This is a genomic window from Scytonema hankhaensis NUACC26, assembly GCF_045865695.1.
GTDB lineage: Bacteria > Cyanobacteriota > Cyanobacteriia > Cyanobacteriales > Nostocaceae > Scytonema.
In genome coordinates this window covers 23,572-38,753 of sequence record NZ_BAACAP010000204.1, presented here as the reverse complement: position 1 = coordinate 38,753, position 15,182 = coordinate 23,572, and the positions used below count along the sequence as shown (strand labels likewise).

Genomic DNA, 15,182 nt, shown 5'->3' with positions numbered 1-15,182 from the left:
TGCAATAGACTTGGCAAGATGCAGTTTTATGATTAATTTAGATTTGGCGATCGCCCGTCAATTTTTTTCGCTCGTCTTGTTCATTTATCTCAGTTAATGCGATCGCAGTATACTCATATATTTGCAGCTTCTCTAAAGTTGCTTTTTGTTTCATCTGAGTGAGAACTTCACTGTATTTAGCTATCTCCCGCCGAACTTGTGATAGTTCCTTACCACTAAAAAACAAGGTGTTGCAGTATAAGTAAGCAGAAAGAGCAGTAAATTGTAAATCTCCAGTTTCTAACCCATGAGTGTAAGCATCTAAAAAATTATTTAAGGTCTCTTTAAGATGCTCTTTCCAATGTTTTATCCACGCATTTGCATAAAAAATAACTTTTGTTTTGAGTGTTTGATTTTTTAACCTATCTAACAGATTTAAAGCAAGTTGACCAAATCGATAACCAGTATCAATTTCTTCTAAGCTGCCGCAGAGTATTAATCCATAATTAATATAGGCGATCGCAGACTCTAAACCATTCCCATATTGAATTGATAAATGGACTTGTTTGAAGACAATCAGTGATAATAGTTCAATATTGGTACTAAACAGAGAAGAGGTAATAATTGAAAATATCCGCATAGCAGCTAGCTTTTCAATATCTGTCATTTCGGGTAAATCAATTAATTCCTCAACTTTCTGAAGAGCCAAGTTTGACCTCATTTCCTCCAATCCATACTGAATATCTAACTGACTTGGTTGTTCGGGAAGATTTATTCCCAAAAGTTCTAATGCACTTAAGGCAATTTTAATCGCTACTAGTGGTTTATTCTGACTTTGATAATTTTTAATCTTAACTTCATAGACTTTCATTTTGTCCAGCACCGTCTTAGCGTTTTCCAGCACTATCTCTACCAAATCAGATGTTTCTGCAAAGTCACCAGAGAGGTATGCTGCTTCTGCTGCTGACTCATACAATGCCAAAGTTAAGTCATATAAATGAAGCCAACTGTCTGCTGCCAAAAGTTTCTTGCCAATCTGAAAATATTTCAAAGCAGCAGTATAAGCAGTAGAAGCTAAAGCTTTACGTCCAGCAATTAAATTTAATTGAGCTAGTTCATCTCGAGCGGTTTGATTTTTCAGGAATTCCCACCCATAATTTAACTGATTGACAACATCAAAAATTCTTTTTTCTCGTTCCTCTTGTGGAATGTTAGTTAAAAGTAATTGACCAATTTTTAAGTGCATTGACTGCTTTTGAGCTTCTGGAATTAAAAGATATGCAGCTTGTTGCACTCGGTCGTGACCAAATTTATAATGTATTTGTTGTAATTTTTTACTTTTTAAGTGTAAGATTTCATCATCCTTGAAAAAGTAATTTTTGCTTTGAGAAATGACCAAGCTTTCTTGTAATGCACTCATCAATGCAGCAGCTATTTCATCTGGCGATCGCTCAGAGGCAATTGCTAAAGTATTCAAATCAAAAGAGTTACCAATGCAAGCTGCTATTTTTAAAATTTCCAGGGTATTCACTGGTAGCTTCTGCAACTGAGTTGCCATAAACTCGAGAACATTATCACTGGTATAAAGCGTTTTAATTTCGGTAAGATTATATTGCCAGATTCCCTTATTTCTTTTATAGATCAAGTAAATTAAGGCTTGTTCGTGAAGAGATTTGAGTAATTGAGTTGTAAAGTAAGGATTACCATGAGTTTTATTAAATACCACTGTTGTTAAAGGCTCTACTACTTTCTTGGAACAATTTAACGTATCAGCGATTAAAGAATTCAAAGAGGATTTCTTTAGAGGATTCAGGCTAATTTTGTTAACTCTAGCATTATTTTTTTTAAGTTCATCCATAGTCAGCATTAAAGGATGGGTTGCAGAAACTTCGTTATCCCGATATGCACAAATTAGTAATAAATAGCTGGTATTTTTTTCACTCATTAACAATTCCATTAACTTCAGAGAAGCTGTATCTGCCCACTGCAAGTCATCTAAAAAAATCACTAAGGGATGCTCTTTTGTAGCAAACACCTGAAGAAATTTGTGAAAGAGCAAATAGAAGCGATTTTGTCCCACGTTTTCTGGCAATTCTGATGCATCAGGTTGCCGACCAATTAAAAGTTCTAATTCAGGAATAACATCAATCAAAACTTTAGCTTGTGTACCCAAAGCTGTTAATATTTTGGCTTTCCAAGTCTCGACTTGAAGAGAGTCTTCAGCAAATAATTGACGCATTAAATTCTGTAATGCTTGTAACCAAGCTGAAAAGGGGAGAACGCGCTGAAATTGGTCAAATTTTCCTTTAATGAAATAACCCCTTTGACGAACTATTGCTTTGTGGATTTCATTAACGACTGCAGTTTTTCCAATGCCTGAAAATCCTGCCACTAACATCAACTTGATTTGAGATTTGGGATTTTGAAGAGTGCTACAAGTCACTAAGCTAGAAGATTGATGAGTTGCTTCTATCTCCGCGTCTTCTCTCGCTGATACTCGAGCAAAAGCAGCTAACAGGGTGGCTACTTCAGTTTCTCTACCGTAAAGTTTTTCTGGAATGATAAAGCGCGAGTTAATATCATTTTGAGCTAATTTGAAGTGAGCGATCTTACCTTTCTCTAAAAGCTTTTCTCGACATTTTTCTAAATCTATCCGCAGTACAAAATCAGTTTGATAGCGTTCTTCAGGTGTTTTTGCCATCAATTTCATGACGATATCATTTAAAACATTTCCTATGGCTGGATTAATGACTATTGGAGAAATTGGCATTCTAGCAATGTGACAATGAACTAACTCCATTGCCTCATGACTTTGGAAGGGTAGTTGTCCGGTTAGTAATTCGTAAAAAGTAACACCTAGAGAATAAAAATCAGTACGATAGTCAATTAAGCGATTCATGCGTCCTGTTGGTTCTGGGGACATATAAGGAGTAGTTCCTTGAAACACATTAGGGTTGATAATTTCTGGTTTTTCTCTAGGTAAAAGGGATGAAATACAAAAATCAGTAATTTTTATTTCTTGAGTTTCTGGGTTAATTAAAATATTCTGGGGTTTAATATCTTTATGAATAACGCCATTTTGGTGTATGGCTTCTAGAACCCGAACAATCTGAATGGCAATGTGTAGAAATTCATTTAAGTTGAAAGTGTAGGGAATAGAAGCGTTTTCTATCCGATTGTTAGTCCGGATATAATCGGATAGGGAAATACCTCCAAAATCTTCTAAAACTAATAGATAAATATTCCGGTAATTTTCCCAGCTTAGATGTTTGATTATTCCAGAGAAGTTGAGATTTTTAGCAATAGTATACTGATGACGAAATTGTGCCAGATGCTCTAGGGTGGGATACTCAGAACAGGGGAGTTTAAGAATTACGCTTTGTTCGTTGGACGCAGATATAGCTCGATACACCTGGCTGCGGGAACCAGCGTAAAGTTGTTGAATAATTCGATAATTGGGGATTGTAAGCATAATGGTAAATTTAGCAATTAAACCATCTAAAATAATTTTAGAACCCCAAACCAAACTCGATCCTCCGCCATGCTAGAGTCCAAATTGCCGCAATATATACCTTCGGCAGAAGAACTGCCCGACTCGGACGAAACACCTATGAAGGCTGAGTTGAATTGGCTAATTCAAGTTTTATTCCCCTGTGCAAGCTCCATAAAATCATGAGTAAATACTCGCTAGTTTCAAGAGCAACCCTATGACACGCTCCAGTCCCATGATACCTCTGTTGAGCATTTTGCCCCTCGAAAGCGGTGACAAAGTGACCCGCGCTGAATTTGAGCAACGCTATGAGGCAATGCCCCAGGTTAAAAAAGCCGAGTTGATTGAAGGAATCGTTTACATGGCATCCCCTGTACGAATCGTGCAACATGGAGACCCCCATGCTCGCATCATGACATGGTTAGGAGCTTATTGGGCAGCAACCCCAGGCGTACAGCTGGGGGATAACCCAACCGTCCGCTTAGATGCTGACAACGAACCCCAACCCGATGCCTTGCTGCGAATCGCCGTGGCCGGACAGTCAACTATTAGTGTAGACGGTTATGTGGAAGGAGCACCGGAATTAATTGTGGAAATCGCTGCCAGTAGTGCCTCTATTGATGTACATGAAAAACTCAAAGTCTATCGCCGCAACCAAGTACGGGAATATTTGATTTGGCGAGTGTATGATGCCGCCTTCGACTGGTTTTGCCTGCACGAAGGTAAATATATTCCTTTAGACGCTAACTCTGAGGGAATTTTCTGTTCCGAAATTTTTCCGGGCTTGTGGCTAGCGAAAGATGCTCTGCTATCTGGGGACTTAGCACGGGTGTTGACAGTGTTGCAGCAGGGACTAGCTACGGTGGAGCATCAAAATTTTGTTGGGCAATTGTTGAAGATAGAACCTAAATCAACTCATTAATATATCCCAGTAAAGCTATGCAGTTAACAATAACAAACAAAGAAAAAACTCTTATGGACAAGAAAAACTTGATGCCCTAAACAACTGAATAATACAGAAAGATTGTGCCTGAAGCGTCGGCGAAGTATGTTGCTAGGTTTGGCGATCGCACATCGCTTTAGTTGACCAATTAATTATTACAGAAATTCACAGGGAATTTTCAGGAGACACTTTTTTCCCAGAAATCGATAAAGCTCACTGGCAAGAAGTAAGCCGCATCACTCATACAAAAGATACCCTCAATCCTTATGATTATTCCTTTGTGGTTTATGAACCAGCGACAGGTAGGCAACGCTCTAAGTACTTAGCGTAACTTGTCTGCTAAATTTCCCCTTCCAATTGTTTTTGATAGAATAACCCTAAACTTTTTGAATTAGTCTAGGATAAGAATTGCTAATGATAATCAATCAATGTTATAGGCATAAATTTTACAAAATTTTGGCAACTTCTTGTTTCGTATTATTTGCTGTTATCACCATCTTTGTGGGAAATATAAGTTGGGCAATAGCCCAGGAACTTTCTCCGGCGAGCAGTATAACGGGAAAAATTAACCAAAAATTATCCGAAGACCGTAGCCAAGCAGTCGAAGAAAAACAATTTACATTTGAGCCGAAAAGTGGGGTATTGGCAGAGGTCAACCAAAAATTTCACCAAGACCATGACAGACTAGTTGCTGAAATCACCTCTACATTCGGAAAACCAGGAGGTTCAACGGTACTAGTCTTTACAATGAAAAAGCTAATCCTATACCACAACGGTAAGAGGGAAGAACAACAATTTATCCCTACTATTTATCACCAACTCAAGGCTATTGAGCATCACCCCCTGACTCTTTATGGGACTTTACAATCCTTTGAAGGTCAGAAAATCACAGATTCTCTTAGGGATTTTTTGGTGGAACGCTCCAACTTATTACAAGAAACATTAAGAAGTCTGAATGAAGAAAATTGGTCTCAAAATATCGTTGAAAATCAGAAAGTACTTCTTACAGATTCAATAAAATACATCAATCAAGTTTTAGCCGAAAAATATATCAATAGCGATCGGCTAAACAACTATGTCCGCTTGGTGAGTCCCAAAATTATAGGATGGGTGAATTCAGCAGCAGTAGCAGAACTAGAACTGATAAATGAGAAGATAAAAAAATTACTATCTCAGGAGAAATGGCAATCTCCCTATGTAGTGATTTGTAGCGCTCATCAAGCACGACACGGTGAGGTTGTCACTCAATATTTTGAGCATGTGTTCAACGAATTTCAGGGCGATGCAGCAGAACGAGAAGATCGGATCGTCTATGCTGAGTCGATTTTTGACGACGAACCCCAAGCACTCAGATTACTGGCAACCCACATTTTAGATCAAAAACTTGGTTCGGCTTTCTTCAGAGATTCAAGGCGAGCGCAAAGCGATGTTATGATTGACCCCGCTAGCTTCTGGCTGTAGGAGCATACAATGGACATACCCAAATGGCCATAATATAACTAGACAACGTGAGATGAATTCATGACTTTTAAAACATTCTCTGAAGACCAGTTTTGTAAATTGGCAAAGAATTATGAACTTTCACCAGGAGGCGGACAATAAAGCTAGATGCGGGCAAATCTTGGGGAAATGAGAGAGTTAATATGGAATGGCAATTAAACCATCTAAAATAATTTTAGAACCTCAAACCAAACTTGCTCCTCCGCCATGCTAGATTACAAATTGCCGCGATACCTACCTTCGGCAGAAGAACTGCCCGACTCGGACGAAACACCTGTGGATAACGAACTGCAAGAATTATTACCAGGACTGTTAAAAGCCACCCTGCTGATGCTTTGGTCAGAGCGGATGGACTGGTTTTTCGGCATTGACATGGGGATTTACAGTCACCCAGATGAACCGCCAATCGTACCAGATGGATTTCTCAGTTTGGGTGTCGAAAGATTTTATGATGAAGAATTACGTCCGAGTTATGCACTTTGGGATGAAAATGTCGTCCCAATTCTAGCTTTAGAAGTCGTATCCCAAACTTACCGTAAAGAATACAGTGCCAAAAAAGATGAGTATGCAACCCTAGGCGTACTCTACTATGTCATTTACTCATCGCGCCGCCGTCGCAAACCTCGCTTAGAAGTACATAAACTAGTCAACGGTGAGTACGTATTACAGCAGGGAAACCCAGTTTGGATGCCAGAAATAGGGTTAGGAATTGGCTGTGCTCGTGGAAGTTATGGCGGAATTACCCGTGAGTGGCTCTATTGGTACGACGAACACCAACAGCGCTATCCAACACCTCATGAACAGGTCAAAATAGCTCAACAGCAAGCACAAGCCGAAGCACAACGGGCTGAAAAACTAGCTGCCAAATTACGCGAGTTGAATATTGACCCCGATCGGATTTAGTTTTCGAGCAACAATTGAACCAATAAGTCAGTCGGCGCGAAAAAACCCAACTATGTAAAGATCGCTAAATATATAATTATATCAGCTATAACTTTACAACTAAAAATAATTGCGGAAACACTCTCGATATAGCTCACAGCTAACAATTGCTTGATTTTCGATGACATCCACTAAACCTAAACTTTTTAGTTTAAACGCTACCTCAATCTCTAACTGAGTTGGAGCCGTTAACACCTGTTGAAAGGCATCAGTTAATTTAGGATGCTGTTGAAGGTTCCACAACTGCGACTGAAGATGTTGTTGATAGATTCCACTATTCCTCGTAGCATCTTGTAGTAGCGTTTGCACGGAAAATTTTAATTGAGTCATTTGATATAGGGAAAGCCGAATTAAATACGGAAATCCACCAGTCAGCTTCATTAACTGCTCGAGTTCAGACGTCGTGAGTTGAAGTCCGTGACGAAGGGCTAAATCTTGCACCTGTTCTTGGTTAAAAGTCGGTAGGGAGATCGCCAATCCCACATTAAACGGAGAGCGATGGGTGGGTAAGGGAATGTAAACTTCAACGGTATGAGCCATTACAAGTCGTAACTTCTGCCATACTGAAATGTCTTTTGTTTCCTCATACCAAGAACGCAACAGGACAAAAAAATCACTAGCGACTTCTGGGTACTCAAATAATTGGTCGATACCATCTACTGCTAAAATAATAGGGTAAGAAAGTTCTTTGAGGAGATAGCCCTGAAAATAAATCGTGCTGTTAATCAAAGCTCCCATATCCTCGTCCCAGTAGTCATTTAATCTCGATTCCAAACCCAATTGCCCAGTAACATTTGTACAGAACCAGCGCAAGAAGCGATCGCTTGAAGCAAACACCTGTGTTCCGGCATGATATAAGCTGAGTCTGACAATGTGGTAATTCTGAGTGCTGCCATAATCGAGAATTCGTGCGATGAGGGAAGTCTTCCCCATCTTCCGAGGTGCTTTGATGCGAATGAAGGCACGAGGTTGGAGAATTTCTTGATAACAGGTTTGTTCGATAGGCGAGCGCTCAATGTACAAAGAGGAAGCAAGGGGAACCTGTCCTTCTGGAGATTCTAAAACGTAGCGCGAGCAATTCTTGCCTGCTGTCGGTATTGCTGTTGTCTGTGCCGTTTGAAAATTATCCCCCAAGGCGTTGTTTTCTAAGCGCTGTTCTAGCAGTGTCGGGAGATTCGTCTTATTAACTTTTTCACCGAGCGCAACTGAAAGCAACTGCCATAGTCTGGGCGCAACTGTAAACTTAATATAGCTTTCTGAGTACTTATTTTCTTCAGCAAGTTTAGCATAAGTTTTCTTGTTCTCAAGTAGAGATTCTCGCAGGATTACCTTTTGAATATAGCTAAGCGAAAACCCTGTTTCTGTAGCAACTAGTTGGAGTGCAAATTCAACAAGTTTTTCAATGTTTTTCATTCAAGCAGCAACTTGCTAGATAGATTCTCTTGTCGTTAATAATACCATGAACAGACAAAAGAATCAATATTTTTTACCAAATTACTTCTCAACTCCTGCTGCTAAATGTTCAAAGACAAGGCGGCAGTATTCATTGTACGCTGAGGACATCCGAAACCCTTCATTACGGGGATACGGTGCATCAATCTTGACATCAGCGACTATACGTCCCGGGCTTGTCCCCATCACAAGTACTCGATTGGATAAGTACACTGCTTCGTAAATGTTATGTGTGACAAAAACTACTGTCCAACGGTGCTGGTACCACAAATCTAGTAAATCGCTGTTAAGTTTGCTGCGAGTGATTTCATCTAATGCCCCAAATGGCTCATCCATTAATAAAATATTAGGCTGAGTAACTAATGCCCTAGCAATTGATACCCGCATTTTCATTCCACCCGATAATTCGCGAGGATAGCTTGTTTCACAACCCTCTAAATCCACCAACGCCAGTGCTTGTTGCGCCAGTATCATTGCATGTTTCTTAGGCATTCGGGCCAACTTCAGCGGTAAACTTACATTTTCTCTAACATTCGCCCAAGGCATAAGTGCTGAGTCTTGAAAGACAAATGCAAGTTTTCGTCCTGGCTGGCTAGTACTCCAGTCAATACTTCCAGAACTCACCCGTCCCAGTCCGGCAATCAGACGCAACACTGTGCTTTTCCCACACCCAGACGGGCCAACTATACTCACAAACTGAGACTTTGATATCTTGAGATTTAAATCTTGTAAGGCAACGGTACCGTTGACATAGACCTTGCTCACATGATTCAGTGTAATTATATTAGAGCTACTTGTATTCGTCATATATCTTAGGATTTTCAGCAATAGCTCAATAGCTGCATACAACAACGCGTGCTTTATATGCAACTATTAGTAATAGTTGGAAAGGAAATCAAATGAAAGACGTCACCATTTATTTCTGAACTTGTGAACCGTTACCAATAAATTTTAGAGTATATGCTTTTTGATAGGGGGTACCGTTCTTAACTAAGCCGTCCTTCACCATACTATCAAAAAACTTTTTCCAACTTTTATCGGTCATGACACCAATGCCTTTTGTTTCAGCATCACCAGATATGATAATGCCATACTCCTTGAGCTTTTTCAAGCCATAAGCAAGTAGCTCGTCAGTCATATCTGGATTATCTTTTTTAATCAATTCGTTGGCAGGAGTAGGATTTTTCAGATAGTCATACCAACCTTTAATTGAAGCATCTACAAACCGTTGAACCAAGCTAGGGTTTGTTTCTACAAGTTTTTGGGTTGTTTCGATGGTAGTGTCATAAGGAGAATAACCAGCGTCAGCTAGTAAGAAGATCGTAGGCTTAAATCCGCCTTTAGTCTCAATCGTGTACGGTTCAGAGGTTAAGTAACCCTGTTGAGCCGAATTTTGGTCAACTAAAAACGGTGCTGGATTGAAGTTATAGGGACGCTTTTGCTCATCAGTAAAGCCATAGTTTGTTTTCAGGAAATTCCAGTATGTTGTGTTAGCAGCAGCAGAAACAAAGATAGGTTTTCCCTTCAACTTCTCCAGTGAGTCATTTCCAACATTTGGGTGAGCAATCAAGACTACGGGAGATTTTTGAAAGATGGCGGCTACGGCGACTGCGGGAATTTCCTGTTCAACGGCTTTAATAGCCTCCATTGAGTTACTCATTAAAAAATCGATCGCACCTCCCACCAACAATTGAGTTCCGTTGACTTGCGGTCCTCCCATTTTGATGGTGACATCCAACCCATAGCTATTGTATATGCCAGTCGCTACTGCCTGGTAAAACCCACCATGCTCAGCTTGAGCATACCAGTTTGTACCAAAAGTCACTTTATCGAGCTTACGGTTAGGCTCCAAAACAGCTTTTGAGTTGGGACTACTCTTTGGAGAAGAGTTGTCCAAAAAAGCAGTTGTATCTTTATTAGAGCAAGTCGCAAGAATACCTGTACTCGTAAGTATAATGCTGTATTTGAGCAATCTGCGCCGATTAATAGTCATAAGTAAAGATTCTCTGGTTCATTCATCAAAGTTTAAAGCTTTAAATTTGTGCGATGTTTCTCTCATTTGTACCAAATAAATTCAATTATGGAGTAAACTTGCACTTAATGCTTGTTCTTTTACTCTTGGCGTTCTTAGCGACGCCAGTCGCCTCAAATCGGTTGGGCAAACTCAAGAGTAAACACGAACAAGTGTTAGCTTTGATTAAAAGTCCACCATCTTATCATACGGTGCATTGCAAGTCAACGAAGTACCATGCTGAAGTCTAAAAACCACACCTAATGCACCAGAACAAAATTCTGAAGATGTTTGGTTACAAACCAAGAGCTTTGTGCGATCGTTTGGAATATTTACTTTGTGAAGGGTCTTTTAGAATGCCGTCTATCCGTCGCCTCCAACTACAAAAAATTCCCCAGAAATTAATTAATGCTGAGGTTTTAGCACCAGTCGTAGTTGGTATTTTAGCCATCGTTCTATGGGAAATTTTAGTGCAGGTAACGCATTTACCTCCTTATATACTTCCCAGTCCAATATTAGTGTTCAAAACCTTAATAACTGACGGTCATGAGCTTTTTGCTTCACTATTGATTACACTGCAAATCACAGTTGTGGCGTTTATAGCGTCTATCATTTCTGGATTACTCATTGCAATTTTGTTTACCCAAAGCAAATGGATTGAGAAAAGTTTATTTCCTTATGCAGTCATTTTACAGACGACTCCAATAGTAGCGATCGCACCCCTAATCATCCTCTGGTTCAAAAATAACACCTTTGTTGCCTTAATCGTCTGTGCTTGGATAGTCGCTTTTTTCCCCATAGTCTCCAACACTACCTTAGGACTGAACAGTATTGACAGTAACTTGCTCAATCTATTTCAACTGTACAAAGCTTCCCGTTGGCAAACACTGCTGTATCTTCGCTTACCCAGTGCCATGCCCTACTTCTTAGGAGGTTTAAAAATCAGCGGTGGTTTAGCACTCATTGGAGCAGTTGTTGCCGAATTTGTCGCTGGTACTGGTGGAGCCAAGTCTGGGATAGCTTACCGCATTCTCATATCCAGCTACAACTTACAGATTCCCCGGATGTTTGCCGCATTATTTTTGACGACTGGGTTGGGTGTACTCATTTTTGTCAGCTTGAGTGCCATATCTGACGTTATATTAAGTAAGTGGCATGAAAGCGCCGTTAAAGATGAGAACTGAAATTTTTTCAGACACACATAATTCTGTTTTTGTCAATTGTGCTATGCATGTGATTTCATGGGTGTCACTTTGCCTACTTCTCTTATTGCTGAACCAAATTTTCAACAGAGTCTTCTAGCTCAGCCTGTATATCAAAGTCGTGGATAGACTCCATACTCTCGGAAGAAGCTCGAATATAGCTTTGCTGAAAATCATCTTTAATGACCTGACTAACTCTAAAGGCAACTTCCCTGACAACATCCTCAATAAATTGAGGTTTTTTGTGAGCTTGATATACCATCAGCAACTCATATTCTCTAAGGAGGGTGTTTTGTACTCTGACAATGCTCAGATCTAGAGCTTCAAGTAAAGACTTAATTGGAAGTGTCTTACCAACAGGTAAATTAAGAATATTAATAGTAGTTCGACACCGTTGAGAATGAGTGATTAACGGTGAGAATACGCTGTCAACAGAGAGTTTGTCTGCTGCTTGTAGCGTATGCTTATAGGTGCTTTGGTGCGGATAAAGCATCCTGGTTGACTAATTTGAGTGTAGGTGAGTTTTTCAATCGGGGGGCGGTTGGTGTAGGCTAGATTCTCTAGCGGCGGGCGAGCGCTAGGAATTGTGAGTTGGCTCTGTGTGGCTGAGGCTTTTAAATTATTTTCTGCTTTTACATTATTACAAGAAGTTTGGTACTCCTGCAGCGCTCTCTCTGACCAATCATCTTCTTCAGTAACTAGCTCTACTCGATGGCTCTTGCGTTGTAATTGCTCGCTATCTTCTGAGTCTCTTGGCTCTACTAAATCAGTAGCAACTGGTAAGCGATCGGTGGTAGGTGTGAGTGGTGCATCTATGACTTCTACTAACTCTAAGGTTACTGATAACTGCACCCAACCGAGAAGCGCTATAGGTTCGTTATTTTATGAGTTTCCAATCGGAGGCAAACGTGGGAAAGTAGCGATCGCATCTGTTGCTGACTTTCCCACTCGCATTTTTCCTGCCCTTAATCCTGTTTCTTCTATTTCCAATTTTGGTGCTGAAAGTCCTATCTACTCATTTGCTTTTGGCACGGGTGCAGTAATTTACTATAACTTCACCGATAAAATTGCCACTGGTGTTAGTTATTTAACCACGAGTGGTAGCAATCCACTTGAAGGACTCTTTGGTGGTCAATATACTGCCTTAGCTCAGGTCACTTATACTCCATCTGATAAGTTAGCGATCGCTTTTACTTATGGTCACTACTACGCTGACGACCCGGATGTTAATGTAACTGGAAGTAAAGGTAGCAGATTTGCTCGGTATTTAAACACCCAACGTTTGTTTGAGCCATTCTGTTGCCTTACTTGCTGCTTTTTCCACAACCTCTGGTCGATCGTAAAATGCAATGTGATTTTCTGTAGTCATCCAGTGTAGATTTTTCTGCTTGGTTGGGATGCTATTAAAGAAGCGACGCGCACCATCTGGAACTAAAGCTGTATCTGAGTGAATGACTAAAGTAGGAGCTTTAATATCTCGACCTGCGTTAATGGCATTAAATTGTAAGAAAGGCTCAAAGAACATCACTGCTGAACGATTGACCCAACCAGACTGAGAACCACGCGATGTGCCGTAATAATCATAAGCTTCCTGACCGGGCATTGCCACGTTTTGGTTTTTTGGGTCAACATTTGTCATGTAATCAACTTGACCAGTTTTTTCATACTTAATACGTGCTTCTCTTCCCATTTTGACACGTGCTTCATAGTTGTCGCCGAGCCATTGACGCATCACTTGGGGATCGTGATAAAAACCTGCCACAGTCACAAGGGCATTAATCGATTTATCCATTGCAGCTGCTTTGGCGGAGTATCCACCACCCGAACAAACACCCAGTAAACCCACGGAGTTTTGCTTAACTTCAGGTAATGTTCGCAAAAATGTGACTGCGTTGAGAATGTCCTGAACTTTCATTTCTGGGTTTTCAAACTGGCGCGGTACACCTGAACTTTCACCAAAGGTACGATGGTCGAAAGTTAAGGCAATAAATCCTTCCGAGGCTAATCGAAGAGCATAGACTGCAGGCACTTGTTCTTTTACGCTTGACTGAGGACCAACCACAACAACGGCAGGCTTTGCTCCTTGAGTAATAGTTGTAGGAAGATAGAGATTACCTACCACTTTTGTACCCTGGCTGAGAAACTGGACTTTCCGGACAGTAATATTATTTGTTGTAGCAGTTTCGGTAACAGTGGGCATGAGAGATTCTCCAATTTTTTGCCGTGAGGCATTGCTAATTTGGGGCAGAGTCAACAAACTAACAGAAGCCAGTGTGAGTGTTGTTAAGGCAAATTTTTTAACTGAAAGCATGGCTGTTTTTCCTAAGATTTTCTGGTTTTTGATTTTTGGATTTATGGCTCAAGTCGGCTTTGTTGTTTGCCGATAGCTAAATAATTGCAGGAGGGAGCCGAGAAAAAATTGGAAAATCTTGCTCAGTTTTTAAAGCCCTTTAGCAAAAGCTCGTGGAGTCATGCCGAAAGCACGTTTAAAGACATTTGTAAAGTGTGCTTGGTCGAAAAATCCGACGGCAACCGCAACTTCTGACAGGGGTATTTGACCCGTTTTGATGAGTGCTTGTGCTCGTTCGAGTCGCAGGCGCAGGACAAACTGATGGGGTGCCATGCCTGTGGTTTTCTTGAACAAGCGGGAAAAATGAAATTCAGAAACTTGGGCTGCATCTGCTAGTGTATTTAGGGTTAGCTCTGCACCTAGTTGGGTTCGGGCTATTGCGATCGCATCACATAGTTGTGTTGCAGACAATTTACCTTTCGGGCTTAAGGGTTTTTTGGCTTTGCGGCTATGACTGTTTAATAAATGTAGCGTAAAAGCCAGTGATAGTGTTTCTGCGTAGAGAGGTTCTCCTGGTGTGGCAAGTTCGGAAGCTAGCGCTCTAGCATAGTTGTAAGCCAGTTCATCTCCGATACACCGTCGTTCTGCAAAGGTATCAATAGCATCCGGCGTCCGATCTTCAAGGATAGTTTCAATAAACGCAGGCTTGATAGCAATTGCAGCTACCGTCATTTCATCCTGCCAAAAGGGAGCATTCGTTTCACCATTAGATTGCAAGCAAAATCCTCCAGGAGGGAGGATAGCTTCATGGGTTTGTCCACCTGTTCGCCAGCCAAAACGCACCGAGTTTCCCAAATTAATAATCAATCGATGACCTTCGATATAATGTTCTGGTAGTTCCATAGGATTCAATCGCTGGACTTCGAGAGTCAAATGAGTGCGCCATCCTGCTTGAACGCTTGACAGAACCACAGATTGGTCTGGTGCAGATGGAAAACGTTGACCAGTTTTTGGATCGATTAAATTAATATTGCTATGCAACTGCATAGTGCAGGTTTTATTTTAGGTGATTTTTATATTTTTATATCGTACATATAAGTAGATCGATTTTGTATTAGGTAGTATTAATATGTAAGCAACAATAGGTTTGCAAATACCGAATACAATACTTCTATAGTACCTATGTACTTGTTTAGAAGAGTTATCTGCAAAGGCTTTACTTAAGTATTTTGCTGTATAGTCTGGACTTTTCATTTATGGTTGACAAATCTGAAGTAATATCTATTAAGCTTACGCATAGGTCATCTAATGCTGCAACTTACCATGAATGAAAGCTAGCATCCCGATTTTTAATATGTTTATAGAGTCGAGTT

General features: G+C 40.4%; 14 protein-coding genes. 6 read left to right on the top strand and 8 right to left on the bottom strand.

Translation table 11 applies throughout. The features are described from left to right. Nucleotides 1-37: 37 nt before the first annotated feature. Nucleotides 38-3,505, bottom strand: a complete 3,468-nt coding sequence (locus ACKTT2_RS24295) for an ATP-binding protein (RefSeq protein ID WP_407891313.1) — start codon at nucleotides 3,503-3,505, stop codon at nucleotides 38-40. A gap of 181 nt (nucleotides 3,506-3,686) precedes the next feature. On the opposite strand from ACKTT2_RS24295, the gene ACKTT2_RS24290 reads away from it, so the two are divergent. The 4 genes from ACKTT2_RS24290 (at nucleotide 3,687) to ACKTT2_RS24275 (ending at nucleotide 6,815) form a co-directional block, all read left to right on the top strand. Next, entirely contained in the window at nucleotides 3,687-4,391 is a 705-nt protein-coding gene (locus tag ACKTT2_RS24290; RefSeq protein WP_407891311.1) for a Uma2 family endonuclease, read from the top strand. Nucleotides 4,392-4,542: 151 nt separating this feature from the next. Then, the gene (locus ACKTT2_RS24285; protein WP_407891373.1) at nucleotides 4,543-4,743 is read left to right on the top strand and encodes a dihydrofolate reductase; all 201 of its coding nucleotides are present in this window, start codon (nucleotides 4,543-4,545) and stop codon (nucleotides 4,741-4,743) included. A gap of 125 nt (nucleotides 4,744-4,868) precedes the next feature. Then, complete coding sequence (locus ACKTT2_RS24280) at nucleotides 4,869-5,873, top strand: hypothetical protein (RefSeq protein ID WP_407891309.1); 1,005 nt, start codon at nucleotides 4,869-4,871, stop codon at nucleotides 5,871-5,873. 246 nt (nucleotides 5,874-6,119) lie between these two features. After that, nucleotides 6,120-6,815, top strand: coding sequence for a Uma2 family endonuclease (locus ACKTT2_RS24275; RefSeq protein ID WP_407891307.1), 696 nt, complete (start codon nucleotides 6,120-6,122; stop codon nucleotides 6,813-6,815). Nucleotides 6,816-6,914: 99 nt separating this feature from the next. On the opposite strand, the gene ACKTT2_RS24270 is transcribed toward ACKTT2_RS24275, so the two are convergent. The 3 genes from ACKTT2_RS24270 to ACKTT2_RS24260 form a co-directional block, all read right to left on the bottom strand. After that, entirely contained in the window at nucleotides 6,915-8,267 is a 1,353-nt protein-coding gene (locus ACKTT2_RS24270) for an AAA-like domain-containing protein (RefSeq protein ID WP_407891305.1), read from the bottom strand. 81 nt (nucleotides 8,268-8,348) lie between these two features. After that, on the bottom strand, nucleotides 8,349-9,071 hold the full coding sequence (locus tag ACKTT2_RS24265; protein WP_407891302.1) for an ABC transporter ATP-binding protein: 723 nt from the start codon (nucleotides 9,069-9,071) through the stop codon (nucleotides 8,349-8,351). 151 nt (nucleotides 9,072-9,222) lie between these two features. Further along, a complete protein-coding gene (locus ACKTT2_RS24260; protein WP_407891300.1) occupies nucleotides 9,223-10,299 on the bottom strand; it encodes an ABC transporter substrate-binding protein in 1,077 nt (358 codons plus the stop codon). 281 nt (nucleotides 10,300-10,580) lie between these two features. Here ACKTT2_RS24260 and ACKTT2_RS24255 point away from each other — a divergent pair, with 281 nt between their 5' ends. After that, a complete protein-coding gene (locus ACKTT2_RS24255) occupies nucleotides 10,581-11,501 on the top strand; it encodes an ABC transporter permease (RefSeq protein WP_407891298.1) in 921 nt (306 codons plus the stop codon). An 82-nt stretch (nucleotides 11,502-11,583) separates the two neighbouring features. Here ACKTT2_RS24255 and ACKTT2_RS24250 read toward each other — a convergent pair whose 3' ends face one another. Next, nucleotides 11,584-12,012: a GTP cyclohydrolase, FolE2/MptA family gene (locus tag ACKTT2_RS24250; RefSeq protein ID WP_407891296.1), complete on the bottom strand. Its 429-nt coding sequence runs from the start codon at nucleotides 12,010-12,012 to the stop codon at nucleotides 11,584-11,586. Then, nucleotides 11,928-12,371, bottom strand: a complete 444-nt coding sequence (locus ACKTT2_RS24245; protein ID WP_407891379.1) for a hypothetical protein — start codon at nucleotides 12,369-12,371, stop codon at nucleotides 11,928-11,930. The genes ACKTT2_RS24250 and ACKTT2_RS24245 overlap by 85 nt, the downstream gene beginning before the upstream one ends. Here ACKTT2_RS24245 and ACKTT2_RS24240 point away from each other — a divergent pair. Further along, complete coding sequence (locus ACKTT2_RS24240; RefSeq protein ID WP_407891377.1) at nucleotides 12,334-12,897, top strand: porin; 564 nt, start codon at nucleotides 12,334-12,336, stop codon at nucleotides 12,895-12,897. The genes ACKTT2_RS24245 and ACKTT2_RS24240 overlap by 38 nt on opposite strands. Here ACKTT2_RS24240 and ACKTT2_RS24235 read toward each other — a convergent pair. Then, nucleotides 12,787-13,830, bottom strand: a complete 1,044-nt coding sequence (locus ACKTT2_RS24235; protein WP_407891294.1) for an alpha/beta hydrolase — start codon at nucleotides 13,828-13,830, stop codon at nucleotides 12,787-12,789. The genes ACKTT2_RS24240 and ACKTT2_RS24235 overlap by 111 nt on opposite strands. A 129-nt stretch (nucleotides 13,831-13,959) precedes the next feature. Continuing rightward, nucleotides 13,960-14,856, bottom strand: coding sequence for a helix-turn-helix transcriptional regulator (locus ACKTT2_RS24230; RefSeq protein ID WP_407891292.1), 897 nt, complete (start codon nucleotides 14,854-14,856; stop codon nucleotides 13,960-13,962). Nucleotides 14,857-15,182 lie beyond the last annotated feature (326 nt).